Source organism: Pseudomonas sp. S3E17, from assembly GCF_024168685.1.
Taxonomy (GTDB): domain Bacteria; phylum Pseudomonadota; class Gammaproteobacteria; order Pseudomonadales; family Pseudomonadaceae; genus Aquipseudomonas; species Aquipseudomonas marginalis.
In genome coordinates, this window is sequence record NZ_JALJWE010000001.1 from 3,584,640 (window position 1) to 3,611,219 (window position 26,580).

A 26,580-nucleotide genomic window follows, 5' to 3' on the forward strand; every position below is an offset into this window, starting at 1 on the left:
TTCGCCGGTCGGCAGCCTTGACCTGATCCCCCTCCCCGCTGAAAATGCGCGACGCTTTTTTGTCTTCCGTTTACTGAAGTAGTGAAATTTCAATGTCCGATTCTTACACCGAACACTCCGCCGAAGAATCCGTAGTCGCCTTGCACGCCAAGGCTGAATACGAAAACGCCATCAATCTTTCACAGCATGTGCCAGCCGCCAAGATCATCAGCGAGATGGTGCTGGACGCCTTTCACACCTCCAAGGAAAGCGACCAGATCCGCGAACTGCGCGTGGCCATCCGTCAGGCCCACGACGCCTTCGACGACGACAAGGCCTACGACCTGATGGGCCAGCTCAAGCAGCTCAAGGACGCCGAAGCCGCTGACAACCTCGCCCTTGAAGACCTGAGCAGCAAGTTCTCCATCAGCCGCATCCTGTCGAGCTTCAAGGATGATCCTGAGTTTCAGGAGCTGGTCTACGGGCTGGCCCTCAAAGTGCTGAACCAGTCTCACCAGGCCATCAGCAACCCAAGCGCCGGCAAAGGCAAGGCGGCTCGCCCCAAGAAAGAAGCCGAAGTGTTTGTGATCAGCAAGGACGGCACCAGCGTCACCCTGCCGCTGCGCACGCCACGCTCGCGGTTGAACGTCGACCGTGAGGCGTTTGAGTTCCTGGGCTTCAGCTTTGTAGGCGAAGGCGACGAAGCCGAGCTGGAGGTTGAAAGCTTTGTGGATAACGCCGGCGTCGAGCAGCCGCTGAGCCGCAAGAGCGTGATTACTGCGCTGCAACAGCAGACGGCGTTTGAGGGCTACAGCATCGCGCAGCAGTGACATCCCTGAACTGAATGTGGGAGGAAGAAAGCCCCCTCCCACATCGGCGCTAGACCGTCGCCGCAAACACCTCGCGAAACCGCTCCATCTCCCGCTTGTTCCCCACCGTCACGCGCACCCACTGCGGCCAGTTTTTCCACACCCGCCCGATGAACACGCCCTGTGCGGCAAGCTTGTCGATGACCTGCTCGGCCGGTTGCTTCACGTCGATCATGAAGCAGTTGGCCTGGGAGGGCGTGCAGGTGAAGCCACGGCCCTTGAGCCAGGTGATTGTTTCATCGCGCAGCTGAGCATTGAGTGCCTTGCGTTGTGGCAACAGCTTCACGTCTTCCAGGCTGGCGAGGCCGCCGAGCAGGGAGGAGCCCGCCGGGACATTGTCACCGCCGAACACCGCCAGCCGTTCCAGCAGCGCCGGGTGGCCGATCGCCAGGCCCAGGCGGGCGCCGGCCATGCCGTAGATTTTCGAGAAGGTGCGCAACACCAACAGGTCGTCATGGTCCTTGACCCAGCTCACCACGCTTGGGGTGTCGGCGAAGTCGATGTAGGCCTCGTCCACCACCAATACGCTGCCTTTGGGCTTGTTCGCCAGCGCCTGGCGAATAGCCCCGGTGGAGGTGATGGTGCCCGTCGGATTGTTGGGATTGCAGACATAGAGCATCCCCGCCTGGGGATCGGCGGCGAGCATGGCGGGAACGTCGTGGGCGTGGTCGGCGTCAAGGTCCACTTCGCGCACCGGCGCCTTACGGGACTCGGCGGCCTGGCGCGGTACTTCGTAGGACGGCGTGGCCATCACCAGGCCGCGGGTTTCGCTGGTGAACGCCAACACCGCGTAGCGCAGCGCGGCCATGGAGCCGGCGAATACCGCCACCTGCTCTTCGGCAATCCCGTGCTGCTGGGCAAACAGGCCGGCCAAGGCGTACATATGTTTGTACGGATACCGCCCGGCTGTCGCGATGCCGCGCTGCATCGCTTCGCGGGCCGCCGTCGAAGGCCCGTAGGGGCTTTCGTTGTAGTTGAGCAGTACCTTGTCAGCCTTGGTCGGCGCGGGTGCGGCGAGCGCCCAATCCAGGCGCCCGAGCAAAGGCAGGGCGGCGCCAAGAGCGAGAAGGGATCGACGACTAACGCTGACCATGGTGACTACTCCTTGTAGACGGGTGAGGAATTCGCACAACTCGTATAGAAGGGTATGACGAGACAAGGAACGAAGGATTTAACCGAGCCACCATGAAAAAGCCCCGTACAACGTGCGAAGACGGGGCTTTTTTTCGAGCAGGGCGCTTCAGCGTTCCCAGTAGCCGGCGATGGGATATTTCGCACACAAGGCTTCGAGTTCTGCACGCAGTTGTTGCTGCAGAATCGGTTCGAGGCGGTACGCGTGCTCCCCCAGCGGGGTGACATTGTCCAATACCCGGCACACCAGATCGATGATGTGCCGACAGCCCTCGGCATCGACACCGCGTTGCGCCATGGAGCCCGTGCCGATACACAAGCCACTGGCGACGGCAGACGAACGCGTCTCGCCCGGTATGCGGTTTTTATTCACCACGACACCGCAGCTTTCCAGCGCCGACTCGGCGATAGCGCCGGTAACGCCGCCGCGCAAGCGAATCAGCACGGTATGGTTTTCACTGCGCCCGCCGACCACTTCATAGTCATGGGCCTGAAACGCGCTGGCCACTTCATCGGCCAGGGCGCGAATCCGCCCCATGCACGCGTCGAACTCCGGCGTCATCGCGTAGCCCAGCGCAGCGGCTTTGGCGGCGATCATATTGACCGCCGGCGCGCCCTGCATGCGCGGGAACACGGCTTGTTCAAGTACACGGCTGAAGGTCGCCCTCAAGCCGGGCACCTTGGTATGGGCATCGCGTCCGGACAGGATCAAGCCTCCGCGCGGCCCACCCAGCTGCTTGTGGGTACAGGTGGTGGTGACATGCGCGGCGTTGATCGGACTCGGGTGCCGCCCCGTCACGACCAGCCCGGCAATATGAGAAATGTCGGCGAGCAGGATCGCACCCGCTTCATCGGCTATGGCGCGAAACCGCTCGAAATCCACAACCCGCGAATAAGCCGATGCACCGCAGATGATGATGCGTGGGCGATGGGCAAGCGCCAGACTACGCACCTGCACGTAATCGATCAGTCCGTCGGCGGTGGTGCCGTAGCGAATGGCCTTGTAGTAGGCACCGGTAAATACGGCGGGGCTGCCATGGGTAAGGTGCCCACCGTGATCGTGGGCCATGCCCAGCAGGGTATCCCCCGGTTCAAGCAGGGCTGACAGCACTTGGGCGTTGGCGTTGGAAGCCGAGTGCGACTGCACGCCGGCGTAGTGGGCATCGAACAATTCACGCGCCCTGCGGATAGCCAGGGACTCGACCAGATCGACATTCTCGCAGCCCGCCCGATGGCGTCGGCCAGGCGCGCCCTCGGCAGTGATGTTCACCAATGCAGACGCGGAGGCCACCAGGGTGCGGGGTTCGACCGCACAGGAGGACGCGACCAGTGACAGTGTGCGGTGCTGGCGCGCCACTTCCGCATCCAGCAGCATCGCCAACTCCATGTCCTCGGCGTGCAGATCCGCCATGCCTCGGCGCAACAGGTCAGCCTGATCCTGCAGGTGTACGGTATTGACTGCCATGGGGAGAGTCCCTTCCTTGGTCGCTGCGTAGCGGTTCGTCCTGAACCGTGGCGCCCAATTAAACAGTAAATTAAACATTTTCCAAATTAAATGTTCGCTTTTGTCCCCCTTTGCCGAGTAACTGGCCATTTGCCTTACCGCCTGACAGGGTCGAGCATCTTGGGCTTTATTGTTAAGCCACGCGCGTGCAACACTTGCGCCCGCCGCAAAGCCTGAACGCCCTGGATGGGTACTTCAGTGCTGAAAGAGCCTGCGTGGCGTCTTCAAGGATCAACGGTTTTTACTAAAGGGAAGTGGTGAGCACGTGATGCACAGACGAGAAAAAACCGAGCACTTGAAGAGCAACATCAAGTACTTGATCAAGAGCCGCGGCGAGACCCAACTGTCGTTGTGCAGCGCGGCCGGCCTGACCCGCACCACGATCTACAACATCCTCGAAGGCAAGGTCGTCAACGTTCAACAGTCGACCCTGCGCAAGATTTCCGATTTTTTCGGCGTGTCTTACGAAGAAATCGAGACCATCGATTTTGAAGCCAAGGAAATCATTGAGAGCAGTGTTTCGCCCCAGGGCAATATGAACCCGGCAGCCGTGCCTGTGCTCAAGCAAAGCCAGGTCATGCAACACCTGGACAAGCGCATCGGCGAACTGGCCACCCTCTTCCCGCTCACGTACTACTTCGGCGCGTCCCATAACCTGATCGGCGTGCAGCTGGAGCACCCCATCGCGGGTATGAACGAGCCAGGTGACCTGCTGATCATCCAGAAGGGTTCATCGAGCGATGCCAAGGAAAAGCTGGTGTTCGACAGGATCACTCAGACGCTGTTGATCAGCCGTGAGGCCTGCGCCAACTCAGAACGCCTGTGTGTACTGGGCGATATCATTGAGGAGCGCTTCAATGACCACGCATGAAAGCGAGATAGAAAACAGCAAGTACAAACTGCTTGGCTTCGAAAATGACAAGAGCCTGGCCGTGATCATGATCATCGCCACGGGCAAGATCATCCGGGTCAAGTTGAGCGAAGTCATCAACAGCGAAATCATGGACAACTTAAATAAAATGGAAGTTAAAAACCTGTACAAGAAGTTCTATTCCCAAGGCGGCTCGGTGACCGCGTACGACCTCAATGACCGTAATGAAAACTCATGGATGATCTACATCATCCTGAACCTGCTGCTCTTCACTTTTTATATTTTCACCAGCATCGCCGCGACCAAACCGATCTACATCGAGTCACTCGACATCATCGTCACGCCCGGCACTTTCCTGTATCCGTTGACCTTTTTGATCGTGGACCTGCTCAACGAAAACTTCGGCCTGAGACTCGCCAGAAAGGCCATTCTGTTTGCCTTTGCCAGCAACGCGATGATCATCATCCTGCTCTACGGCTCGACCTTCCTGCCCGGCCTGCCAGGTTGGAAGCTCGACGGTCCTTACAACGACGTGATCGTCCAGGTATCGTCGGTATTGATCGCCTCTTCGGTGTCGTTCCTGGTGTCGGAAAATATCAACTCGTATTTACTGTGCAAGATCAAAGAACTGACCAATTCCAAATACCTGTACCTGCGCATTTTCCTCAGTACGTTCTTTGCGGTGATTATCGACAGCTTCCTGTTCTGCTTCATCGCGTTCTACGGCGCCATGCAGACCAGCGACATCCTGAGCATGATCTACGTACAGATCGCGATCAAAGTCGGCTTTGCGTTCTTCAATATCCTGCCGGCCTACGGTGCCCGCTCGTTGTTCAAGCGTTACCTGACCGCCGCCACTGCCTGATGCGTAGCTGTCGAGCCTTGTCGAGGCTCGACAGCTACGTGTTGGGGTCAGTTCAGCTGCAATTTCTGCTTAAGGCTCTGCATGACCGCTGCCTTGTTCTGCAGGTAGTCATTCAAGCCACGTGCGCGCAGGTTGCACGCATCGCACTCGCCGCAGCCGGTGCCGATAATGCCGTTGTAGCAGGTCAGGGTCTGCTCGCGGACCAGGTCCAGTTGCTGGTGGTAATCCGCCAATGCCCAGGTCTCGGCCTTGTTCAGCCACATCAACGGGGTTTCCAGGCGTACGTCGTACTCCATGCCCAGCTTGAGCGCCTGGTTCAAGGCTTTGACGAACTCATCGCGGCAATCGGGGTAGCCGGAGAAGTCGGTTTCACACACACCGGTGATCACCGCCCCGGCCTTGACCTGATACGCGTAGATAGCCGCCAGGGTTAAAAACAGAATATTGCGGCCCGGCACAAAGGTGCTCGGCAGGCTTTCTCCGGAGCTGTTCACGGTCGGCACCGGGATGTTGTCGCGGGTCAGGCTGCTGATCGCCAGTTCGTTGAGCAGCGACACATCCATCACTTTGTGCACGGTGGCCCCCAGTTGCTTGGCCAACTGCCGGGCGACTTCGATTTCCGCCACATGGCGCTGACCGTAATCGAAGGTGATGCAGTGCACTTCGTCATACAGCGGCAGCGCCTGGATCAGGCAGGTCGTCGAATCCTGACCGCCACTGAACACCATAACGGCTTTTTTACTCATCACTTTGCTTCCTGCAGGGGTAGGGTTTGGTCGTAGTTTAAAGGCCACTCAATAAAAAACCCCGCGCTTCTTTCGAAGGCGGGGCCTTTTTATTACTCGGACACTCAGTGGGCGTAGGTAAGCAACAGCTCTTTCGGCACTTGGAAATCCAGGGACATCATCACGCTGAGCGCGGTGATGGTGAAGATCGAGAACACGAACAGCTTGCGCGCCCAGACGGTGTCGTCCACCGCCTTGTAGCCGGTCCAGGCCATGTACAACCAGTACATGCCCATGGCCGCAGCGACGGCAAGGTAGCTCATGCCGGCGTAGCCACTGAAGGTCAACATCAAGGTCGCCACGAGGAAGGCCAGGATGTAGAGCAGGATGTGTTTCTTGGCGACCTGGATGCCACGCTTGACCGGCAGGACCGGAATCGACGCAGCCAGGTAGTCGTTGAAGCGGAAGATCGCGATGGCGTAGGAATGCGGCATCTGCCACAGGCTGAACATCACCAGCAGCACCAGCGCAGCCATGTCGAAGCTATTGGTCACAGCCACATAACCAATCACCGGCGGCATCGCCCCCGACAGACTGCCCACCAGCGTGCCGTGCACCGACTTGCGCTTGAGGTACAGGCTGTAGAGGCCGACGTAGATGACAAAACCGATCACGGCAAACAGCGCCGCCAGCGGGTTGGCCACCTGGTACAACAAAGCCACACCGGCAACACCCAGGACGGTCGCGAAGATCAGTGCCAGCTTCAGGGAGATCAGGCCCTGGACCAGCACGCGATTCTTGGTGCGCTCCATCTTGATGTCGATGTCACGGTCGATGCAGTTGTTGAAGACACAGCCGGAAGCTACCACCAGGGACGTACCGATCATCGCAGCCAGGAAGATGGCCAGATCGACATGTCCCTTGGAGGCCAGGAAGAAACCGCCCGCCACAGAAAGCACGTTACCGAAAATGATCCCCGGTTTGGTGATTTGGATAAAGTGCTTAAGCGACATCGGGTCTTACCTCACTTCGCCATCATGAACGTATGGATGCTGAACATGATCCATATCGACAGGCCAACCAGCAGCAGGATTACTAAGCCTGCGAACACGAACGCAATCACGTTATCGCGCTGCTCTTTAGAGCGATCCAGGTGCAGGAAGTACACCAGGTGAACCAGAACCTGAATCACCGCGAACGCCAGCACGATCATCAAAGTGATCGACTTCGGCAGGGTCGGGTACATCACCAGACCGAACGGGATGAGCGTCAGGATTACCGACAGGATGAAGCCGATGGCGTACGACTTAACGCTGCCGTGGCTCGCATCATGGCTGTCATGGTCATGGGAGTGTGCATTAGCCATTACAGAGTCCCCATCAGGTAAACAACGGTGAAGACGCAGATCCAGACCACGTCCAGGAAGTGCCAGAACAGGCTCAGGCAGCTCAGGCGAGTCTTGTTGGTGTTGGTCAGGCCGTGTTTATTGACCTGATACATCATCACCGCCATCCACAGCAGGCCGGCCGTTACGTGCAGACCGTGGGTGCCTACCAGCGTGAAGAACGCCGACAGGAAGCCGGAACGGTGCGGGCCGTAGCCTTCGGAGATCAGCAGGTGGAACTCGTTGATCTCCATGCCGATGAAGCCCAGGCCGAACAGGAAGGTCAGTGCCAACCAGCTCAGGACGCCTTTCTTGTTGCCCTTGTAGAAGGCCAACATGGCGAAACCGTAGGTGATCGAACTGAACAACAGCAAGGCGGTTTCGCCGAGCACGTAAGGCAGTTCGAAGATGTCGTGGCCCGACGGGCCACCCGCAACGTTGTTTACCAGTACCGCGTACACCGCGAAGATCGACGCAAACAAGATGCAGTCGGTCATCAGGTAGAGCCAGAAACCGAAGACGGTCATCGGCCCCGAGTCGTGGTGATGGTCATCGTGCCCATGGTCATCGACATGGGCGTGTCCAGCATTGGTCACTAAGTTCGACATGGTTTAAGCCTGTTCCAACGAGGTTTCTACACGGTTGGCCGGGATTTTCTTCTCGGCGACCAGGCGAGCGTGCTGCTCGGCTTCGATGCGCTCGATCGTTTCGACCGGCACCATGTAGCCTTGATCATCACGTGCTGCGTGGACAATGAAGTAGCCGATGGTGCCCACCAGGCTCACGATTGCCAGCCACCAGATGTGCCAGATCATCGCGAAACCGAACACGGTCAACAGCGCACCCATCACCACGCCAGTAGCGGTGTTGCTTGGCATGTGGATCGGCTCGTAGTGCTTGGGCTTCTGGTACGCAGTACCGTCTTCCTTGGCTTCGGTGAACGCATCGATTGTGTTCGCAGTCGGGATCACGGCGAAGTTGTAGAACGGAGGTGGCGACGAGGTCGACCATTCCAGGGTGTGGCCATTCCATGGGTCGCCGGATTCGCAAGCGTTCTGCTTACGGTCACGGATGCTCACGTACAGTTGGATCAACTGGCAGGCGATACCCACAGCGATCATGAGTGCACCAAACATGGCGACGTACAGGTACGGCACCCACTCAGGGTTGGTAGTGGCGTTCAGACGACGGGTCATGCCCATGAAGCCCAGTGCATAGAGCGGCATGAACGCAACGAAGAAGCCCGAGATCCAGAACCAGAACGCAGCCTTGCCCCAGCCTTCGTGCAGCTTGAAGCCGAACGCTTTCGGGAAGTAGAAGCTGAAACCAGCGATGTAGCCGAATACCGCACCACCGATGATCACGTTGTGGAAGTGCGCGATCACGAACAGGCTGTTGTGCAGCACGAAGTCAGCACCCGGGATGGCCAGCAGTACGCCGGTCATGCCGCCGATGGCGAAGGTCACCATGAAGCCCAGGGTCCACAGGACCTGGCTGGTGATGCGCAGACGGCCGTGGTAGATGGTGAACAGCCAGTTGAATAGCTTCACCCCCGTCGGGATGGAAATCAGCATCGTCGCCAGGCCGAAGAAGGCGTTGACGCTGGCCCCCGAACCCATGGTGAAGAAGTGGTGCAGCCACACCATGAAGCCCAGTACGGAGATTGCGCCCGATGCGTAGACCATCGAGTGGTGACCGAACAGGCGCTTGCCGGTAAAGGTCGAGATCACTTCGGAGAAGATACCGAACGCTGGCAGGATCAGGATGTACACCTCAGGGTGACCCCATGCCCAGAACAGGTTCACGTACATCATTGGATTGCCACCAAGTTCATTGGTGAAAATGTGGAAATCCAGGTAACGGTCAAGCGACAGCAGCGCCATGGTAGCGGCCAGGATCGGGAACGACGCCACGATCAGGACGTTGGCCCAGGTGCAGGTCCAGGTGAAGATCGGCATGTCCATCAGTTTCATGCCAGGGGCGCGCATTTTCAGGACGGTGGCCAGGAAGTTGACCCCCGTCAGCGTCGTCCCGAGTCCTGATAACTGTAGCGCCCAGATGTAGTAGTCCACACCCACGCCAGGGCTGTACTGGATGCCCGACAATGGCGGATACGCAACCCAACCGGTCTTGGCGAATTCGCCGACACCCAGGGAAACGTTGATCAGCACCACGCCGGAAACCAGCAGCCAGAAGCTCAGGGAGTTCAGGAACGGGTAGGCAACGTCACGCGCACCGATCTGCAGCGGCACTGCAAGGTTCATCAGGCCGGTGAAGAAAGGCATCGCCATGAAGATGATCATGATCACACCGTGGGCGGTGAAGATCTGGTCATAGTGTTCAGGCGGCAGGTAGCCAGGCGAACCTTCGGTGGCCATGGCCAACTGGGTACGCATCATGATGGCGTCGGCAAAACCACGCAGCAGCATGACCATGGCAACGATGATGTACATCACGCCGATTTTCTTGTGGTCGACCGACGTCAGCCACTCGGTCCACAGGTAGGTCCACTTCTTGAAATAAGTGATTGCTGCAAACAGTGCCAGACCACCCAGCGCGATCATGGCGATGGTAATCATCACAATCGGCTCGTGGAACGGGACCGCATCCCAACTTAATTTACCAAACATCGTTTACTCCTCTGCCCCAGCAGTTGAATGCGAGCCCGTGTCAGAACCTTCAACCGCGGCCACTTCTTTCTTCTCGTGCTTGACCGGCTTGCCTGGCTTCATACCTTCGTACTTGTCGACGATTTTCTGAAACAGGTTCGGCTCATACGCGGAGTACAGGGCGACAGGGTTGTTCTGGCTTGGTTTGGTCAGGGCGTCGTATTCAGCTTGATCAAGCTGTTTAGGTGCGGCCTTGACTTCGGCTACCCAGGCGTTGAAATCTTCCTGGCTCGTCGAGATCGCTTTGAATTTCATGCCGGTGAAGCCAGCGCCGCTGTAGTTCGCGGAGATGCCTTCCATTTCAGCTTTTTCGTTGGCGATCAGGTGCAGTCGGGTCTGCATGCCTGCCATCGCGTAGATCTGACCGCCCAGGGCAGGGATGAAGAACGAGTTCATCACGGCGTCGGAGGTGATCCGGAAGTTAAGCGGGGTGTTCTCAGGGAAGCGAATCTGGTTGACCGTGGCGATACCCAGGTCCGGGTAGATGAACAGCCACTTCCAGTCCAGCGCGACCACTTCGATGTTGATCGGCTTGACGTCGGACTCCAGCGGACGGTACGGGTCCAGCTCGTGGGTCGACTTATAGGTGATGTAACCCAGGGCGATGATGATGAGGATCGGGACCAGCCACACCGCGATTTCGATCTTGGTGGAGTGCGACCACTTAGGCGCGTAGGTCGCGCTGGTGTTCGACGCGCGGTATTTCCAGGCGAAGGCAAAGGTCATGATGATCACAGGCACCACGACCAACAACATCAGCAGGGTGGCAGTGATGATCAGGTTTCGTTGATCCAGACCGATCTGTCCTTTTGGGTCCATCAAGGTCCACTTGCAGCCTCCCAGCATTAACATCATGCCAAGCAGCGGCAAAAAGCCTAGTAATCGGGGGTACCTGTTTTTACTCATCTCACGACCTCTAAAGCAGCTTGCGCAATGCAGTTGGGTTTTGATCGCCAACACTTCACCCTGCCAAGGGTTGGCATTTCTCTTCGATTGAATAAGAGCCTGCCCGGCACGCCATATAACGGAGCGTTTCACGGACCTGCGGTGAGTTCTTATTCGATTTCGTGGTTAAAGGCCTTGTTACAGACCAATTCCCTTTGGTGCGGATAGTTGAAAGGCTGCCGGAACCTTGGGGTCGCACAGAGCCGTCCATCTGCCCCTCGACCGCTCCAGTGCTCAAATATTGAGCAGCACCGGACATTCAGTGCGGGCGATTGTAGTTAGCTAGCGATGTATAAACCATGTCTTATAAAGAAATAATTTTTATCGATTACAGCAATAATCCTTCACCAATATTGCAATGGTTCGCGATCTTATCGCGTTCGATTCTCAACAAAAACCACAAAAATTGCCGTGTTATAGGGCAAACGGTCACACCCCTTACCCCCCGTAAGGGTCTACGAAACCTATGCAACCCCCCATAAAACAAGGCATTCAGACATCACTCAGAGCCTTGTACGACGTGAGGTACGTGGCGTCGTCCAAACCACGAACTGACAGCACATCCTGGAGGCTTTTTGCAAATTTAAGCGTTGGTTTGGCGGGCCAGAAACGTCCTGCGGCGGCTTCCGTGTGACAACATGTCGCACACTGCGCGCAGCCAAAATTGTCCGGCGTCACGCTCTGTTCACAAAAGCCTACATGCAAAAACGCCCCGGCCTACCTTGAGGAAAGACCGGGGCGTTTCACTGATGGGTTCAGCCTTTGTGGCGGCGATTACGATAGATGCCCAGAGGCACCAGGATGACCGTCAACACGAACGCCACCAGCGCCCATTGCGCCAAAGACAGGCCCAGCACCGGCGGGTACGGGGTGCTGCAGAAGCCATCGACCTGGAAGCCCAGCGGGAAGACCTTGGCCAGGGGCAGGTCGTCGACGATAGGTTGCAGTACATCGACGCCGCAGCTCACCTGCGGAAAGAACTGGGTGTACACATGGTGACCGGCCGCGGCCACCCCGCCGAGGGCGCTGAGTACCACCAGGCCTTCGAACAGCGTGAGGGCGCCCTTGGTGCGCATGGCGGCACCGATGAACGCGAAGATCGCAATCAACAGCAAGGCATAGCGTTGCAGGATGCACAACGGGCACGGCGCCTCGCCCAACACCACCTGCATGTACAACGCTCCACCGATCAGCGCCAGGCAGATGATGCCCAGCAACACCAGAAAGCGCCGCTCCCTGCCTAAACGCAATTCGTCACTCATCCCCGTATCCCTTTGTTTGGTTGTACCAATGGCCGCAAGTTTACACACAGAGAGTGGTTTAAACAGAGAGGGGTTAACAGGGGATTAATCGAGAGGAACAGAGATCCAAATGTGGGAGAGGCAAGCCCCCTCCCACATTATTTTGAACAGTGTGAACCTTCAGGTCTTATTCCAAGGCAGCCGCCGGGCCGAAGAATTCGTAGCGACTTTGCTTTTCGGGTACGCCCAGAGCCTTGAGGTGACGCTTGATCGCCGCCATGAAGCCTTTAGGTCCCAGGAAGTACGCGTCCAGGTCACGCTGCTCCGGCAACCACGCCGCCAGTTGCTCCTGGCTCAACAGACCGACTTTATCCGCCGCCGGGCTCACGCCGTCGTCCTCGGCATAGCAATAAAAGCGCTTGAGCTGCGGGTGCTTGGCCGCCAGTGCATCCACGCAATCGCGGAACGCATGCACCCCGCCATTGCGCGCGCAGTGGATAAAGTGCACCGGACGCTCGGTGGCCAGTGCGGCCTCCAGCATCGGCAAGGTTGGGGTGATCCCTACCCCGCCGCTGATCAGCACCAGCGGCTTATCGCTGGCCGCCAGGGTGAACTCGCCCGACGGCGGAAACAGGTCAATCGTCGCACCGACCTGCAACTGGTCATGCAGGTGGTTGGAAACCCGCCCGCCGGCCTCGCGCTTGACGCTGATGCGGTATTCACCCCCATCACTCAGGGCCGACAGTGAATAGTTGCGGCGCACTTCCTCACCGTCGAGCACCAGCCTCATGCCGATGTATTGGCCCGGCGCGGCCGCGAGGATCGCCCCGTTGTCCGCCGGCGCGAAATAGAAGGAAGTGATCTCGGCGCTCTCCTCTACGCGCTTGACCACAGTGAACGCCCGCGCACCGCGCCAGCCGCCGGGGGCCTGGGCTTTCTCTGCGTAAATAGCGGCTTCGGCACCGATCAGGATGTCCGCCAGTTGGCCGTACGCGGCGCCCCAGGCATTCATCACCTCAGGGGTGGCGATCTCACTGCCCAGCACCTCGGAAATCGCCCGCAGCAGGCAAGCGCCCACGATCGGGTAATGCTCCGGCAGGATCTGCAAGGCGACGTGCTTGTTGATGATCTTCGCCACCAGGTCGCCCAGTTGGTCGAGCTGGTCGATATGCCGCGCGTACATCAATACGCCGTTGGCCAGGGCCCGGGGCTGGTCACCGCTGGCCTGGTGAGCCTGGTTGAACAGCGGGCGAACCTCAGGATACTCGGAGAGCATCATGCGGTAGAAATGGGTGATCAGCGCTTCACCGCCGCTTTCCAGCAGGGGCACGGTGGATTTGACGATGGCACGGTCTTGGGCACTAAGCATGGGAGCCTCCTGGGCTTCTTTACTGGTGCCCTTAGCTACTCAGTATTCATGCCAACTTATAAATCCTTTAATTTCAATAAGTTGAATATTATGTAGTCAGTATGACCTCCTACACCTTATAGTCATATGGACTACAAGGAGTCATTATGACTGCACACTCGCTGCTCACCACCCTGCTGCCGCTGGTCGCCGACCTGTCGCGGGAACTGCCCGAAGGCGAACGCTATCGACGCCTGCTGCAAGCCATGCGCGCCCTGTTACCGTGTGATGCGGCCGCCCTGCTGCGCCTGGACGGGGAGTCGCTGGTGCCGCTGGCGGTGGATGGCTTGAGCGCAGACACCCTGGGCCGCCGCTTCAAGGTCAGCGAACATCCGCGCTTCGCCGTGTTGCTCAGCAGCCCTGGGCCCACACGCTTTGACAGTGACAGCGAATTGCCCGATCCCTACGACGGCCTGGTCGATGGCGTGCACGGCCACCTGGAAGTCCACGACTGCATGGGCTGCCCGCTGTTTGTCGACGACCTGCCCTGGGGCCTGTTGACCCTGGACGCGCTGGACACCGAGCGCTTCGAACGGGTGGAGCTGGACGCCCTGCAAGCCTTCGCCAGCCTCGCCGCCGCCACCGTCAACGTGGCCGAACGTATCGAACGCCTGGCATTGCGCGCCGAAGACGAACACCAGCGCGCCGAGATCTACCGCCAGGCCAGCGGCCAGCAGCACAAGGAAATGATCGGCCAGAGTAAAACCCACAAGCGCCTGGTGGAAGAAATCAAGCTGGTGGGTGGCAGCGACCTCACGGTGCTGATCACCGGCGAAACCGGGGTGGGCAAGGAACTGGTGGCCCAGGCCATTCACGCGGCGTCGTCCCGGGCGGACAAACCACTGATCAGCCTCAACTGCGCGGCCCTGCCGGAAACCTTGGTGGAAAGCGAGTTGTTCGGCCATGTGCGTGGCGCCTTCACCGGCGCGCTGAATGAACGGCGCGGCAAGTTCGAGCTGGCCAATGGCGGCACGCTGTTTCTGGACGAAGTGGGCGAACTGTCCCTGAGCGTGCAGGCCAAGCTGCTGCGGGTGCTGCAAAGCGGCCAGTTGCAGCGCCTGGGATCGGACAAGGAACACCAGGTGGATGTGCGCCTGATCGCCGCCACCAACCGCGACCTCGCCGACGAAGTGCGCAACGGCCGCTACCGCGCCGACTTCTACCACCGCCTGAGCGTGTACCCGTTGCAAGTGCCGGCCCTGCGCGAGCGCGGGCGTGATGTGTTGCTGCTGGCCGGCTTCTTCCTCGAGCAGAACCGCTCACGCATGGGCCTGGGCAGCCTGCGCCTGACCAGCGATGCCCAGGCGGCGCTGCTGGCCTATAACTGGCCGGGCAATGTGCGGGAGCTGGAACATTTGATCGGCCGCAGCGCGCTGAAAGCCCTGGGCAACTGTCGCGAACGCCCGAAGATTCTGAGCCTGAGTGCCCAGGACCTGGACTTGCCCGACGTCAGCACGCCGGCGATCGAAGCAGCGGCAGAAACCGCCCTGGCCGTCACCGGTGACCTGCGCCAGGCCACCGAGGACTACCAGCGCCAAGTGATCAACGCCTGCCTGGAACGCCACCAGCACAACTGGGCCGGCGCCGCCCGCGAACTGGGCCTGGACCGCGCCAACCTCGGCCGGATGGCCAAGCGTTTAGGGCTCAAATAAACCAGACAACTCGGTCAAATGTGAGAAATGCAGGAAATGTGGGAGAAGGTTTACCCCCTCCCACACTAGACCTGCTTTGCCTGAAGGATCGGATTCACCGGCTGAGCCACCTTAGGCTTACGAAACACCAACACATTCCCCAGCATCACCAGTACCAACCCCGCCAACGCCGGCGCGGTCCACTGGTAGCCTTCGGCAAACGCCGACACATTCAGCGCCACCACCGGGAACAGCACCGTGCAATACGCCGCACGCTCCGGTCCCATGCGCCCGACCAAGGTCAGGTACGCGGTAAAACCGATCACCGAACCCGGAATCACCAGGTACCACAACGCACCGATGTAACGTGCGCTCCAGTCCATCTCAAACGGAATGCCGCGCACCACGCAGTAGGTCGCCAGCATCAACGAACCATACAACATGCCCCAGGCATTCGTGGTCAACGGCCTCAAACCGGCCTTCTGCTGCAGGCTCGAGAGCATATTGCCCGCCGAGAAACACATCGTCCCCAGCAATGCCAACCCCAAACCCAGCAAGGTCTGCGGACTGGCGGTATGCCCCACCAGTTCCGGCCAGAACAGCAAGCCCAAGCCGGCCAAGCCCAGGCCACCGCCCATCAACACATTGCGTGCCACCCGCTGACCGAAAAACACCCGGGCATTAAGCGCATTCCACAGCGTGGCGGTGGAAAACACCACCGCCACCAGGCCGCTGGGGATCCATTGGCTGGCCGTGAGAAAGCACATGAAGTTGACACAGAACAGGCACAACCCCTGGGCCAGGCAGATGAGGTGCCCGCGCCGGTTCATCACCTGCAACTTGCGACTGACCAGCAACAACGCAAACAACACCAGGGCCGCCAGGCCGAAGCGGTAGACGATGGACACGGGAATCGCCACCACGCCCAATTGCCATTTGAGGGCGATCCAGGTGGTGCCCCAGATCAGCACAGTGAGTAAGTACAGGGAAAGGTTCATAGCGGGCTCCATCGATTGAGCCACAGTGTCGCCTTCAACCCGGGCAAGGCTCTTGCACAATCTTGCGCTTTTGTCGGGCGATGGGATCACAGCGCCAGCCTCGCGGAGTAGGATGCAAGGCGTCGGAGAATACACACCATGCCAGACCTGGAATCCCTGCAAGTCTTCCAAGCCCTTAACCGCTCGCCCAACGCACGCCTGGAAGCCTGCGCCGAGCTCGGTGACGGCTTGTCCGCGGCCTTGTGGAGCAACCATCACGATTCCCAGGACTACCAGGCGCCCAGCCATCACACCCTGTCCTGCTATGTCGGTGGCGGCACCGGCACGTTTCGGCGCGACCGTCCGGGCACCAAGGGCGGCCCCGACAAGCTGTGCATCCTGCCTGCCGAGCACCAATCGGCCTGGGTGATCAACGGTGAAATCCGCCTGGCCCACGTGTATTTCAGCCCGGAACAATTTGCCCTGGGCTGCGTTACCCTGCTTGACCGCGAACCGCGCGCGCTGGAACTGCGGGAAAGTACCTTCCTGGAAGACCAGCGCCTGGCCCGACGCTTCCACCAGTTGATCGCCCTCAACTGGGATGAACCCGCCGAACGCCTGCTCACCAGCAGCCTCGCCCATGAAATGCTCAGCCACACCCTGCTCAGCCAGGTGGGCGCCCGCGAAGGCCTGCGGTTGAAAGGCGGGCTGGCCGCCTACCAACGACGGTTGCTGGTGGACTACATCGACCAGCACTTGGAGGAGCCCATCAGCCTTGGGCAACTGGCTGGGTTGTGCGCGTTGTCGGAGTACCATTTCGCACGGATGTTTCGCCAAAGCTTCGGCCTGCCGCCCCATCAGTACCTGCTGGCGCGTCGGCTGACCCGCGCGCAAAACCTGCTGCGTGGCGGCGCCCTGCCGTTGGGCGAGATTGCCTTGCTGTGCGGTTTTTCCAGCGCCAGCCACTTTACCCATCGCTTCCGCCAGGCCATGGGCGCGACGCCCGGCGAATACCGTCAGGCGTTCATCTAAACCATCAGGCCCAAGGTCTTGGCCTTGGCCACCGCCTGGGTACGCCGCTCCACGCCGAGCTTGCTGTGAATGCGCCGCGCGTGGGTCTTGACGGTGTGCAGGGAGATAAACAGGCGGTCGGCGATCTCCAGGTTGGAACTGCCGAGGGCGATCAGTTGCAGCACTTCCAGTTCGCGCTGGCTCAAGGGGTTTTCCACCGTGCCCGGGGTTGATGCCTGAGGCTCCAGGCCCAGCTCACTCAGCAGTCCCGGCGCGCGCAGACGCAATTCGCGAATCGCTTGCTGCACCTGGCAACGCGCCGCCAGCTCCAGGCCGGCTTGCAGCGAGCGGCGCGCCAAGACCGGATCACCCAGCTGCCAGGCGACTTCGCCCAGCACCAGGTGCAGTTCGATTTCCAGGCACAGCATGCCGCGCTGATGGGTGGCTTGCAGCAACGCGTTGAGCCGTTCCAGCGGTTGCTCGGCGCAGCCCAGCTTCACCTCCGCCAGCACCAACAGGTATTCAAGACGCGGGATCAGTTCCAGGGTGGCCGGCGGTGCTTGTTTGGCCTGGGGCCCACGGAAGTGACGCAGCACGCGGCGCACCGCTTCCACAGTCAATTCGGCGCGCCCCTGCTGCAACCAGAAGTGCCCGCTGACCAACAGCAGCACCGCGCGGTACACCGTGTCCGGCACCTGGCGTTGCTGCATCAGCCGTTCGGCCTCACGCAACTGGACAAAGGCCTGGGCGTAATCGCCACGGTTGGCAGCCAACAGTGCCAGGCCGAGAAAGCCGTAGAGCACGCGCTTGTCCTGGCTGTGCAGGCACATTTTCAAGCCCGTGTCGAAACACTCGGCGGCCAGGCTGTCCTGGCCCTGGCGCAAGGCCAGGTGCCCGCGTCGCAGGGCGATACGCCCCACCAAGGGGCCGGCCTTTAGCCGCTGCTCAAGTAACATGGCCTGTACATTTTCCAGCAGGCTCTGGGCCCGGTACGGTGCCCCGCGCTGTTCCAGCAGTTGAGCGTGATCCAGTTCAAGCAGCGCCTCCAGCAGCAACGAACCCTGAGCGCGCGCCAGGCACAGCGCTTCGCGGTTCAGGCTTTGGGCCACGTCCAGTTCGCCGCGCAACAAGGCCTGCTGGGTCAGGCCCGACAGGCACATCAGCCGCGAGGTCCACGCGCTGTCGGGCAAGGCTTGCAGCGCCTCCAGAAAATGCAGGCGCGAGCCCTCGGCATCGCCGCCCAGGTGCAGCAGCCAGCCCCATTGCGCCTGCCAGCGCGCCAATAAATACCGCTGCTGCGCCGCCGTCGGTTGCGGGGCAAACCGGGCCAGTTGATCGATGCACACCGCTGCCTGCTCGAAACGCCCGGCAAACAGCAACGCCGCCGTCACCAGCCCCACCAGTTGTGCCGAGCCGAGCATCAATTCATCGCCATGCTGCTCATGCAGGTGCAACAGCAAGACGGCGTTCTGCTGGCGGAACAGGTCCTCGAAACTGAAATGCTGCAACAGGCTCACCGCCATTTCATATTCTTCGGCCAGCAGCGCCTGTTCGAAGGCGGCCTGCCAGTCCTGTTCGGCGCAGAACCATTGGCAGGCGCGGCGATGCCAGGAGCGTTTGGCCGGCCAGGGTTCGTTTTGCATCAGTTGCGCCAGGGGCGGAAAAACCTGCAGCCAGTCGGTGTCTTCCCACGGCTGAATAAAGGCGCCGAGCACCTGCAGATCCCTCAGGTACTGGTCACCGTCTCCCGCGCCGAACAAGTGCTCGCACAAGCCGGCGTTGAAGCGCGGCAGATGAGCCAGTACGCGCCAGGCCTCCGCCAGCTCCGGCGGCAGTGTGCTGAACAGTTCGTGTTGCAGGTAGTCGAGCAAGGTCTTGTCGGGGTGCCCATCCCCCAGCAGGGCGATGCGCACACCCGCGCACCAACCGGCGCTGAACTGCTGCACGCTGTCGACCGAATGCCCGGGGGCATGGCTGAGCAGTTGCTGGATCTCCCCAGGGCTGAAGGCCAGTTCGGCGCCACATTCAAGCAACTCATCGTCGAGCAGCAGGCGCGGCCAGTTGCACGCCGGTCGCCGTCGTGCGCCCAGCCACCAGGTCAGGGCCGGGCTGCTGGCGGTGAGCAGCCGGTCAAGCAAGGCGTCGGTGTCGGGCGTGGGCAAGCGGCAAAAATCATCAAGGAAAAGCCACGCCGAAGCCTGCCAGCGACTGAGATCGAGCAGCAGGGTGGCTTCATCGGTAAACGTCAGGCCCAGGTTTTGCGCCAGCCGCAGGCACAGGTCGAGGGGGCTGAGCACCGCGCCATTGAGGGGCAACCAGTACACCTGGCAACCCGCAGGCGCCTGCAACGCACATTCGGCGAGCAGCGCACTCTTGCCACTGCCGCCGGGGGCGCAGAGTAATTTGACCCTGGCCTGGTCCGTCAGCAACGGCTCGGCCAGGCGTGGGCGCAGCAGATGGTGAGCGGACAGCCGGGGCATGAATCCAGGACGGTCCAGGCAGCGTGTCATGGCAGTCATTGCTGCATCCTGCTTTTTTATTGTTATGCAACCTGGTGCTTACCCTAGTCCTGTGGCGGGTGGTTGTTGAAGAAGTATTCAGCGGGGTGATTGAAGGCCATGCACAGAACCCCATGTGTAAAAAACCCACTGTGGGAGGGGGCTTGCTCCCGATGAGGGACTGTCAGTCACTGGATTGGTTGACTGATACACCGCCATCGGGGGCAAGCCCCCTCCCACATTTGATTGCATTTCATATTGGGATCAGCGCACGCCTTCAGCCCTCAACGCCGCCGGGGTGTAGTCCGCTGCCTTGGCCGCAAAGCCGAACACGAAGCTGCTCTTCTCCTCGTTCTTCATGCCCAGTGCGATATAGCGCCCGGCAATGATGTCGTACAGGGTCTCGACGGTGTAGGCAGGCACCTGGTGGTCGTAGTAGAACTGCGCATGACCTTCGGCGACGCGCCACAGTTGGCCACGACCGTCGTAGTGATCCACCAGCGCGACTTGCCAGCTGTCTTCGTCGATGTACATGTGGCGCTTGGCGTAGATGTGCCGCTCGCTCGGCTTGACCGTGCCGACCACTTCCCACACGCGGTGCAGTTCGTAACGGGTCAGGTCCTGGTTGATATGACCGGCCTTGATGATGTCGTCGTACTTGAGCGACGGCGAATCGAGCTTGTAGCTGTTGTAGGGGATGTACATCTCTTTCTTGCCCACCAGCTTCCAGTCATAGCGGTCGGGGGCGCCGGAGAACATGTCGAAGTTGTCGGTGGTGCGCAGGCCGTCGGACGCGGTACCCGGGCCGTCATAGGACACTTGCGGCGCGCGGCGCACGCGGCGCTGGCCGGCGTTGTAGATCCAGGCCAGGCGCGGTTCCTTCACCTGGTCGAGGGTCTCGTGCACCAGCAGTACGTTGCCCGCCAGGCGTGCCGGGGCGGTCACCGATTGCTTGAAATAGCTCAGCACGTTGGCCGCCTTGGCCTGGTCGATATCGGGAATCGCCTGGGGCACCGCCACTTCCTCCTCGAAGCGGATCGGCGTGTAGCTGCCATTGGTCTGCGGGGTGGCCTGGGTGATGATGCGGCGCAGGTTGCCACCGTGGTAGCGGGTGATGTGGTTCCACAGCACTTCCACGCCATTCTTGGGAATCGGGAACGCGTAGTAACGGTTACCGGTGAAGTTTTCCAGGCCGTTGCCGTCGTTGATCGTCTTGACGTTCAGCGCGCTGCGCTTGATCGACTCGTAGATGTCCGGTGGCAGGTTGACCGTACGGTGGCTCGGGTACACCGGGATCTTGTAGGTCTCGGGGTAGCGCTTGAACATCGCCACCTGGCCGTCGGAGAGTTTGTCCTTGTACTTGTCCACCGTGGCGGCGGTGATCACGAACAGCGGTTTTTCATTGGCGAACGGGTCGGCGAGAAAGCCCTTGCTGTCTATCGCGCCAGCGTTTTTCGGGATACCGCCGGTCCACGCCGGGATCGAGCCATCGGCGTTGCCGGCTTTTTCGGCGCCGACCGGTGTCAGGGTGGTGCCCAGCTTGGCCGCCTCTTCCGGCGACACCGCCGCCATCACGTGGGAAGCCAACAGGCTGAGGGCCAATACTGCAATTGTCTTACGCATGGATTCTTGTCCTTCTTTAAGCCAAATCAGAAGTTCACGCCGAAGCTGAGGGCGAGGAAGTCGCGGTCGGTCAGGGTGTTGTAGTCGCCGCCAAAGAAGTCGGTGTAGCTGAGGCTGGCGGTGTAGGTGCTGCGATAGTCCGCATCCACGCCGACGCTGATGGCCTTGGCGCCTTTATTGAAGATCCCGTTGGGCCCGTAGCCGGCCACGTCATGGGACCAGGACAGGTTGGGCTTGAGGTTCACCCCGGCAATCGCATTGTTGTAGTCGAGGATCGCCCGCGCGCGGTAGCCCCAGGAGGTGGAGGTGACGAAACCGTCGGTGTCACCCTGGAAACCATAGGCGCCGTACACCGAGTCGCGGCCGTAACGCAGCTTGGATTTATCCTCCAGGCCGGCGACATGGACCACGGCCGCTTCGCCCACCAGGGTCAAGCGTTCAGCGCCCAGCACCTGGTCGAAGAACTGGGTCATGGTGCTTTGGATCTGGGTGATTTCCTTGCGGCGGTAGCCCTTGTTGTCGGCGCCGAAGGAGGAACGGATCGGCGATGCCGCATTGCCGGCAATCGGGTTGATCAGAGCCAAAGTCAAGTCAGTGGTGTTGAGCTGCACCGGTGCATTCGGGCGGTAGCTGATCTCGCCGGTCCACGCCGTACCGGTGGGCAGGGTGGTGGAGAAGCTGGCACCGAACAGGCGGATGTCTTCCGGATAGTCGAGGTAGTACTGGCCACGACCAAGCATGGTGCTTTGGGCCAGGGCCGAACCGAAGCCCGCCGGAGCAGCCGCCGCGATACCACCGATGGTCGCCAGATTGGTGTTGGCGGTAATCGTGCCCACAGTCGGCGTACGGCTGTGGTAGTTCATGAAGTACAGGCCGTACTCCGTGTCATCGCCCAGCCAGCGCAAGGCTGCGCCGAATTGGCCGGAGTCCCGTGCATCGCGATCACCGGCACGCTGCACCACCACACCTTCGCGGGTCACCACAAAGCCTTGCCCGCGAGCCGCTGCGATCGGTTGGAGCGGTGCAATCGCCGGACTACCCACCGTGTAGTTGCCGGTGCAGCCATCCGCCGCCACGTCATTGCCAAAGAAGGTGCCGCAGTTATCCAGCACCGTCTGATCCCACTCCAGCTGGTAGAAGCCTTCCACGGTCAGTTGGTTGGTCAGGCTCTGGGACGCGAACAGCATGTTGACCGGAATCAGCCCTTCCTTGATCTCGGCACCGGGCCGACGGAACGCCGACACGTCAATCGGGTTGATGCTGTTGATGGAGTTGCCGATGAAGGTACTTTCGCCCCAACTGACCACCTGCTTGCCTGCGCGCACGGTGCCCGGCAGGTCGCCCAGGGAGTAGTTGTGGTAGACGAACGCATCGAGGATCTGCGCGCCGCTGGACTTGGCGCCTTCCTTGCGGTTGTGGTCGCTGATCTGCTTGAACTCGCGGTCTTCGTCCTTGAGTTCGAAGTCGTACCAGTACTTGCCGCGCACGAACACACCGGTGTCGCCGTACTTCAGCTCCAGGTCATGCAGGCCTTTGAAGATCTTGGAGAAGGTCTCGCCCTTCTTGAAGTTGAGACGCCCGTCATCCCCCGTGGAAGCTTGCCCCGTGCCGCCATTGACGGTGCCCACGAGTTTTTTATCGGCATCGCGCATGCCCCAGCTCGAGCCGACCGACAGCGAGGAGTCGAATTGCCCTTCGATCTCGCCGATGTTGAAGGAAACAGCCTGTGCCTGGGCACAGCAACCCAACGCAACCGCAGCGGCCAGCGCCTGTGGCGTGAAGATGGCGCGCATTGTTGTTTTTGTCATGCGTCTTCCCCGGTGAGTGACAGAAGGCCTCACCCTACTGCCGCGCATCAGGAGCGATAAGCGCACCAAGGAGGGATTCGCTCTATCGCTCGAAAGGATGACAAGCCGCTCTGGCCGGGGTGCGGGCGGGCCCATGGATTGGGTGGATGGCGGGTTATCAGGGGAATGGATGGCTTGCCCTGAAACTGTTGCGTTTTCAGTAACAGTCCTTGTCATGAATCGGGATTACTCATTTTGTAACAACCGACTATTCTTGCCTGGCTTTCAGGGCAAACAGCCCGCTTCCCCATCGGGAAGAACAGCCAGATTCGAATGGATTGATGCCTTTTTTCAATCTGTTACCCGTGTTCACTGACGTTGATTTGTCGCTCCTTGATCCAACGTCTGACTTCAGCCGCTGCGTTTGCAGCGGCTTTTTTTTGTCTGAAATAAAACGGGGCGCCATCAGCGCCCCGTGGGATTCAAGCTTTTTCAAGCAACGATCACAGGCTGTACTTCTGCAAGTTCGCCATCATCTCCTTCAACGCTTCGATGTTGTCGTTGGGGTGGGCTGCGCCTTCAAAGTCGCAGATCTGCGCCCAATGCGCCGCCACGTCATCGGGGGAGAACCCGGCTTCAGGGTCGAAGCCCACGCCCAGGCTGCGTTCCCAGCGGGTCTTGCCGATCCAGCCACCACCCACCTCGAACAGCCCGGACGTTTCCCGGCACGCTTCGCTGCCCAGGTACACCACCAGCGGGCTGACCAGTTCCGGCTTGAGGCGCTCGAACACTTGCGGCGGGATCAGGCCTTCGGTCATGCGCGTACCGCCGGTGGGGGCAATCGCATTGACCAGGATGTTGTTCTTGCGCCCTTCCAGGGCCAGGGTGCGGGTCAGGCCGTACAGCCCGAGCTTGGCCATGCCGTAGTTGGACTGGCCGAAATTGCCGTAGATGCCCGAGGTGGACGCGGTGAAGATCACCCGGCCATAACCTTGCTCACGCAGGTGAGGCCAGGCGGCGCGGGTGACTTTGTAGGCACCTTCGACATGCACGCGGTAAACCAGGTCCCAGTCGGCGTCGTCCATTTTGTGGAAGGTTTTGTCACGCAGGATGCCGGCGTTGTTGACCACTACGTCGATGCGGCCGAAAACGTCGAGGGCGTTCTGGACGATCTTGTCACCGTCGGTGACAGAGTCATGGTTGGCCTCGGCGACACCGCCCGCAGCACGAATCTCGGCGACCACCCGGTCGGCGGCGGAGGCATTGGCGCCCTCGCCCTGGGTAGAACCGCCGAGGTCGTTGACCAAGACCTTGGCCCCGTGCCTGGCGAACAGCAGCGCATGGGCCCGGCCCAATCCGCCGCCGGCACCGGTGACGATCACGACCTTATCCTGGAACTGCACTGACTCACTCATACCAAACTCCGCTGGCGACAATGGGAATGGTTCGAGTGTCCGGCAACGCGCCTGCGGTCACAATAAATACGGCGGAGGATGAATGGTGCTCGATAAGGCTGGGGGATGATGACTCGTCTCTCTGCAGGAGCGAGCTTGCTCGCGAAAAATCCCAGAGCGCCGCGTGGTGTCAGGATTCCCACGTTATTGTTGACGATTTTCGCGAGCAAGCTCGCTCCTACAGAAACGGATTCGGGATCAGGAATAGGCCACTTGCGAGGCCGGCTGCCCGAGCCGATCACGAAAGGCCTGGTAGTGCCTGAGCACCTGCACCGGCGCCTCGATCTGCGGGTAGTGGCCGATATTGGCCAGCAACACCGTGTCGGCGTCGGGCACCAATTGCTGGTAACGCTCGACCATATGAGCGCCGGAGATCGGGTCCACTTCGCCGTCGATCACCCGCAACGGCACTTCGCCGCGCTGCATCGCGCCGACCCAGCGATCACGCAGGCGGCGGCGCTGGGGGACGTAGGCGATCAGTTTGTGCAGGATACGCGTGCCGCCGTTGCCGTTGATCAGGCTCCAGAAATCATCCAGGGCACTTTCACTGGGGCGGGTGTCGGGGCCGAATATCTGGCTGAAGCTGTCTGCCAGGGCATTGCGCCCGAACGCGCGGCCGATCATCCAGCCCAGGGGGCTGAGCAAGAGCTTTTGCACCAGCGCCAGGCGATGGGTTTCGGGGAACAACCCACCATTGAGGAACACACAGCTGGCCATCTCAAACCGGCCTTCGTAGTGGCGGGCCAGGAGTTCCTGGGCGACGCTGTCACCATAATCATGGGCCAACACATGCACCGGCTGTTCCACCCGCAAGTGTTCGAGCAGGGCCTGTTGCAAGTCCGCCTGTTCCAGCAGGCAGTAATCGTGATCCAACGGCTTGGCCGAGTCACCGAAGCCGAGCATGTCGCAGGCGATCACCAGGTGCCGTTGGGCCAGGGGTTGCCACAGGTAATGCCAGTCCCAACTGGCCGTGGGGAAGCCATGGATCAGCAGCAGCGGTTCGCCCTGCCCGGCCACCCAATAGCGAAGGGTACGGCCGCGAAAGACGAAATCCTGGCCACGCTTGCGCCAGGCTCTGAGCGGGATTTCGGCGAGTGGCATCAGCGGTTATACCCTGGATCTTGCAGGTCCAATTTGCGCAGCAAGGCCGGCCAGGCCAGCGCGCCGCCCATGCCTTGGGCACTCTTTGTAACAGCCGCCACCATCGCCTTGGCACCGGCAAGAATCTGCGGCCCGATGGCGATCAATTCGGCGCCGCCGCTCTGCGCCAGCACCTGAATATCGCAGGCGCGCTGGAAGGTGAACATCATCAGAAAGGTGTCGGCAATGGTACTGCCGCAGGTCAGCAGGCCATGGTTGTGCAGCATCAGGAAATTGCTATCCCCGAGGTCGGCCTGCAAGCGGGCTTTTTCTTCGTGGTTCAAGGCCACGCCTTCGTAGGCGTGATAGGCCAGGCTCGACAGTACGAAGAGCGATTGCTGGCTGATGGGCAACACGCCCTGCTGCTGTGCAGCGACGGCCACACCCGCAGCCGTGTGGGTGTGCAGCACGCACGTCACATCATGGCGAACTTCATGGATGGCACTGTGGATGGTGTAGCCCGCCGGATTGATGTCGTAGGGGCTGTCCATCAGTTTGTTGCCGGCCAGGTCGACCTTGACCAGGCTCGACGCGGTGATCTCGTGGAACATCAGCCCGTAGGGGTTGATCAGGAAGTCATCGGTGCCCGGCACCTTGGCCGAGATATGGGTGAAGATCAGGTCATCCCAGCCATGCAGCGCCACCAGGCGATAGCAGGCCGCCAGGTCGACGCGGGTCTGCCATTCGGCAGCGCTGACCTGGTCTTTGACATTCTGCGGCGATAGAACGGGGGCTAGGCTCACGGCGATGACCTCCTTGGCGCACTGTCTTATTGTTGTTTTTTTTGTGTGATGGGCCAGTCTAGTCAGACCTCATGCCTGCCGGAGTTGCCTTGGCAGCCAGCTTGATGACCGAGCGGGTCAGTTCA

General features: G+C 60.4%; 22 protein-coding genes and 2 pseudogenes. 6 read left to right on the forward strand and 18 right to left on the reverse strand.

Going from position 1 to position 26,580, the window contains the following annotated elements:
* The first annotated feature begins 92 nt into the window (after positions 1 to 92).
* Entirely contained in the window at positions 93 to 809 is a 717-nt protein-coding gene (locus J3D60_RS16000) for a hypothetical protein (RefSeq protein ID WP_253491983.1), read from the forward strand.
* A 49-nt stretch (positions 810 to 858) separates the two neighbouring features.
* Here J3D60_RS16000 and J3D60_RS16005 read toward each other — a convergent pair whose 3' ends face one another.
* Positions 859 to 1,941, reverse strand: a complete 1,083-nt coding sequence (locus tag J3D60_RS16005) for a pyridoxal phosphate-dependent aminotransferase (RefSeq protein WP_253491984.1) — start codon at positions 1,939 to 1,941, stop codon at positions 859 to 861.
* A 147-nt stretch (positions 1,942 to 2,088) separates the two neighbouring features.
* Positions 2,089 to 3,444: a serine hydroxymethyltransferase gene (gene glyA / locus J3D60_RS16010; protein ID WP_253491985.1), complete on the reverse strand. Its 1,356-nt coding sequence runs from the start codon at positions 3,442 to 3,444 to the stop codon at positions 2,089 to 2,091.
* Between the two features lie 304 nt (positions 3,445 to 3,748).
* Between glyA and J3D60_RS16015 the strand changes: the two genes are divergently transcribed.
* On the forward strand, positions 3,749 to 4,354 hold the full coding sequence (locus tag J3D60_RS16015) for a helix-turn-helix transcriptional regulator (protein ID WP_253491986.1): 606 nt from the start codon (positions 3,749 to 3,751) through the stop codon (positions 4,352 to 4,354).
* Positions 4,341 to 5,219 (forward strand): queuosine precursor transporter, encoded by an 879-nt coding sequence (locus tag J3D60_RS16020; RefSeq protein WP_027607618.1) that lies wholly within the window; start codon positions 4,341 to 4,343, stop codon positions 5,217 to 5,219. The genes J3D60_RS16015 and J3D60_RS16020 overlap by 14 nt, the downstream gene beginning before the upstream one ends.
* A gap of 47 nt (positions 5,220 to 5,266) precedes the next feature.
* Here J3D60_RS16020 and queC read toward each other — a convergent pair whose 3' ends face one another.
* The 6 genes from queC to cyoA form a co-directional block, all read right to left on the reverse strand.
* Positions 5,267 to 5,965: a 7-cyano-7-deazaguanine synthase QueC gene (gene queC, locus J3D60_RS16025; protein WP_065939028.1), complete on the reverse strand. Its 699-nt coding sequence runs from the start codon at positions 5,963 to 5,965 to the stop codon at positions 5,267 to 5,269.
* 104 nt (positions 5,966 to 6,069) lie between these two features.
* Complete coding sequence (gene cyoE / locus J3D60_RS16030) at positions 6,070 to 6,957, reverse strand: heme o synthase (RefSeq protein ID WP_027607620.1); 888 nt, start codon at positions 6,955 to 6,957, stop codon at positions 6,070 to 6,072.
* A gap of 11 nt (positions 6,958 to 6,968) precedes the next feature.
* Entirely contained in the window at positions 6,969 to 7,310 is a 342-nt protein-coding gene (gene cyoD, locus J3D60_RS16035) for a cytochrome o ubiquinol oxidase subunit IV (protein ID WP_010206434.1), read from the reverse strand.
* Complete coding sequence (locus tag J3D60_RS16040; RefSeq protein WP_010206435.1) at positions 7,310 to 7,936, reverse strand: cytochrome o ubiquinol oxidase subunit III; 627 nt, start codon at positions 7,934 to 7,936, stop codon at positions 7,310 to 7,312. The genes cyoD and J3D60_RS16040 overlap by 1 nt, the downstream gene beginning before the upstream one ends.
* 3 nt (positions 7,937 to 7,939) lie before the next feature.
* On the reverse strand, positions 7,940 to 9,958 hold the full coding sequence (cyoB, locus tag J3D60_RS16045) for a cytochrome o ubiquinol oxidase subunit I (RefSeq protein ID WP_065939027.1): 2,019 nt from the start codon (positions 9,956 to 9,958) through the stop codon (positions 7,940 to 7,942).
* 3 nt (positions 9,959 to 9,961) lie between these two features.
* Positions 9,962 to 10,903, reverse strand: a complete 942-nt coding sequence (gene cyoA / locus J3D60_RS16050; RefSeq protein WP_027607622.1) for a ubiquinol oxidase subunit II — start codon at positions 10,901 to 10,903, stop codon at positions 9,962 to 9,964.
* Between the two features lie 27 nt (positions 10,904 to 10,930).
* Here cyoA and J3D60_RS31375 point away from each other — a divergent pair.
* Positions 10,931 to 11,224: pseudogene (locus tag J3D60_RS31375) on the forward strand (hypothetical protein).
* A 473-nt stretch (positions 11,225 to 11,697) separates the two neighbouring features.
* Here J3D60_RS31375 and J3D60_RS16055 read toward each other — a convergent pair.
* Positions 11,698 to 12,204 (reverse strand): disulfide bond formation protein B, encoded by a 507-nt coding sequence (locus tag J3D60_RS16055; protein WP_027607623.1) that lies wholly within the window; start codon positions 12,202 to 12,204, stop codon positions 11,698 to 11,700.
* A gap of 166 nt (positions 12,205 to 12,370) precedes the next feature.
* Positions 12,371 to 13,552, reverse strand: coding sequence for an NO-inducible flavohemoprotein (gene hmpA / locus J3D60_RS16060; RefSeq protein ID WP_253491987.1), 1,182 nt, complete (start codon positions 13,550 to 13,552; stop codon positions 12,371 to 12,373).
* A gap of 146 nt (positions 13,553 to 13,698) precedes the next feature.
* Between hmpA and norR the strand changes: the two genes are divergently transcribed.
* On the forward strand, positions 13,699 to 15,243 hold the full coding sequence (gene norR / locus J3D60_RS16065; protein WP_065939025.1) for a nitric oxide reductase transcriptional regulator NorR: 1,545 nt from the start codon (positions 13,699 to 13,701) through the stop codon (positions 15,241 to 15,243).
* 65 nt (positions 15,244 to 15,308) lie between these two features.
* Here the strand turns inward: norR and J3D60_RS16070 are convergent, their stop codons facing one another.
* Positions 15,309 to 16,220 (reverse strand): DMT family transporter, encoded by a 912-nt coding sequence (locus J3D60_RS16070; protein ID WP_065939024.1) that lies wholly within the window; start codon positions 16,218 to 16,220, stop codon positions 15,309 to 15,311.
* A 138-nt stretch (positions 16,221 to 16,358) separates the two neighbouring features.
* On the opposite strand from J3D60_RS16070, the gene J3D60_RS16075 reads away from it, so the two are divergent.
* Positions 16,359 to 17,231, forward strand: coding sequence for a helix-turn-helix domain-containing protein (locus J3D60_RS16075; RefSeq protein WP_253491988.1), 873 nt, complete (start codon positions 16,359 to 16,361; stop codon positions 17,229 to 17,231).
* Here J3D60_RS16075 and J3D60_RS16080 read toward each other — a convergent pair.
* The 7 genes and pseudogenes from J3D60_RS16080 to J3D60_RS16110 all read right to left on the reverse strand — a co-directional run bounded on the left by J3D60_RS16080 (position 17,228) and on the right by J3D60_RS16110 (position 26,455).
* Positions 17,228 to 19,729: a LuxR C-terminal-related transcriptional regulator gene (locus J3D60_RS16080; RefSeq protein WP_253491989.1), complete on the reverse strand. Its 2,502-nt coding sequence runs from the start codon at positions 19,727 to 19,729 to the stop codon at positions 17,228 to 17,230. The two genes, J3D60_RS16075 and J3D60_RS16080, sit on opposite strands and share 4 nt — an antisense overlap.
* Positions 19,730 to 19,972: 243 nt before the next feature.
* The gene (locus J3D60_RS16085; RefSeq protein WP_065939021.1) at positions 19,973 to 21,331 is read right to left on the reverse strand and encodes a DUF1329 domain-containing protein; all 1,359 of its coding nucleotides are present in this window, start codon (positions 21,329 to 21,331) and stop codon (positions 19,973 to 19,975) included.
* Positions 21,332 to 21,357: 26 nt separating this feature from the next.
* Positions 21,358 to 23,139, reverse strand: coding sequence for a DUF1302 domain-containing protein (locus J3D60_RS16090; protein ID WP_081744486.1), 1,782 nt, complete (start codon positions 23,137 to 23,139; stop codon positions 21,358 to 21,360).
* Between the two features lie 482 nt (positions 23,140 to 23,621).
* Complete coding sequence (locus J3D60_RS16095; RefSeq protein ID WP_253491990.1) at positions 23,622 to 24,533, reverse strand: SDR family oxidoreductase; 912 nt, start codon at positions 24,531 to 24,533, stop codon at positions 23,622 to 23,624.
* Between the two features lie 125 nt (positions 24,534 to 24,658).
* Positions 24,659 to 24,742, reverse strand: a pseudogene (locus tag J3D60_RS16100) (outer membrane lipoprotein carrier protein LolA); the annotation flags it as partial.
* 28 nt (positions 24,743 to 24,770) lie between these two features.
* The gene (locus tag J3D60_RS16105) at positions 24,771 to 25,673 is read right to left on the reverse strand and encodes an alpha/beta fold hydrolase (protein WP_065939019.1); all 903 of its coding nucleotides are present in this window, start codon (positions 25,671 to 25,673) and stop codon (positions 24,771 to 24,773) included.
* Entirely contained in the window at positions 25,673 to 26,455 is a 783-nt protein-coding gene (locus tag J3D60_RS16110; protein ID WP_065939018.1) for a class II aldolase/adducin family protein, read from the reverse strand. The genes J3D60_RS16105 and J3D60_RS16110 overlap by 1 nt, the downstream gene beginning before the upstream one ends.
* Positions 26,456 to 26,580: the final 125 nt, after the last annotated feature.

Coding starts and splice junctions, on each gene's coding strand:
- J3D60_RS16000 (WP_253491983.1), top strand. CDS start 93: ATGTCCGATTCTTACACCGAACACTCCGCCGAAGAATCCGTAGTCGCC.
- J3D60_RS16005 (WP_253491984.1), bottom strand. CDS start 1,941: ATGGTCAGCGTTAGTCGTCGATCCCTTCTCGCTCTTGGCGCCGCCCTG.
- glyA (WP_253491985.1), bottom strand. CDS start 3,444: ATGGCAGTCAATACCGTACACCTGCAGGATCAGGCTGACCTGTTGCGC.
- J3D60_RS16020 (WP_027607618.1), top strand. CDS start 4,341: ATGACCACGCATGAAAGCGAGATAGAAAACAGCAAGTACAAACTGCTT.
- queC (WP_065939028.1), bottom strand. CDS start 5,965: ATGAGTAAAAAAGCCGTTATGGTGTTCAGTGGCGGTCAGGATTCGACG.
- cyoE (WP_027607620.1), bottom strand. CDS start 6,957: ATGTCGCTTAAGCACTTTATCCAAATCACCAAACCGGGGATCATTTTC.
- cyoD (WP_010206434.1), bottom strand. CDS start 7,310: ATGGCTAATGCACACTCCCATGACCATGACAGCCATGATGCGAGCCAC.
- J3D60_RS16040 (WP_010206435.1), bottom strand. CDS start 7,936: ATGTCGAACTTAGTGACCAATGCTGGACACGCCCATGTCGATGACCAT.
- cyoB (WP_065939027.1), bottom strand. CDS start 9,958: ATGTTTGGTAAATTAAGTTGGGATGCGGTCCCGTTCCACGAGCCGATT.
- cyoA (WP_027607622.1), bottom strand. CDS start 10,903: ATGAGTAAAAACAGGTACCCCCGATTACTAGGCTTTTTGCCGCTGCTT.
- J3D60_RS16055 (WP_027607623.1), bottom strand. CDS start 12,204: ATGAGTGACGAATTGCGTTTAGGCAGGGAGCGGCGCTTTCTGGTGTTG.
- hmpA (WP_253491987.1), bottom strand. CDS start 13,552: ATGCTTAGTGCCCAAGACCGTGCCATCGTCAAATCCACCGTGCCCCTG.
- norR (WP_065939025.1), top strand. CDS start 13,699: ATGACTGCACACTCGCTGCTCACCACCCTGCTGCCGCTGGTCGCCGAC.
- J3D60_RS16070 (WP_065939024.1), bottom strand. CDS start 16,220: ATGAACCTTTCCCTGTACTTACTCACTGTGCTGATCTGGGGCACCACC.
- J3D60_RS16075 (WP_253491988.1), top strand. CDS start 16,359: ATGCCAGACCTGGAATCCCTGCAAGTCTTCCAAGCCCTTAACCGCTCG.
- J3D60_RS16080 (WP_253491989.1), bottom strand. CDS start 19,729: ATGACTGCCATGACACGCTGCCTGGACCGTCCTGGATTCATGCCCCGG.
- J3D60_RS16085 (WP_065939021.1), bottom strand. CDS start 21,331: ATGCGTAAGACAATTGCAGTATTGGCCCTCAGCCTGTTGGCTTCCCAC.
- J3D60_RS16090 (WP_081744486.1), bottom strand. CDS start 23,139: ATGACAAAAACAACAATGCGCGCCATCTTCACGCCACAGGCGCTGGCC.
- J3D60_RS16095 (WP_253491990.1), bottom strand. CDS start 24,533: ATGAGTGAGTCAGTGCAGTTCCAGGATAAGGTCGTGATCGTCACCGGT.
- J3D60_RS16105 (WP_065939019.1), bottom strand. CDS start 25,673: ATGCCACTCGCCGAAATCCCGCTCAGAGCCTGGCGCAAGCGTGGCCAG.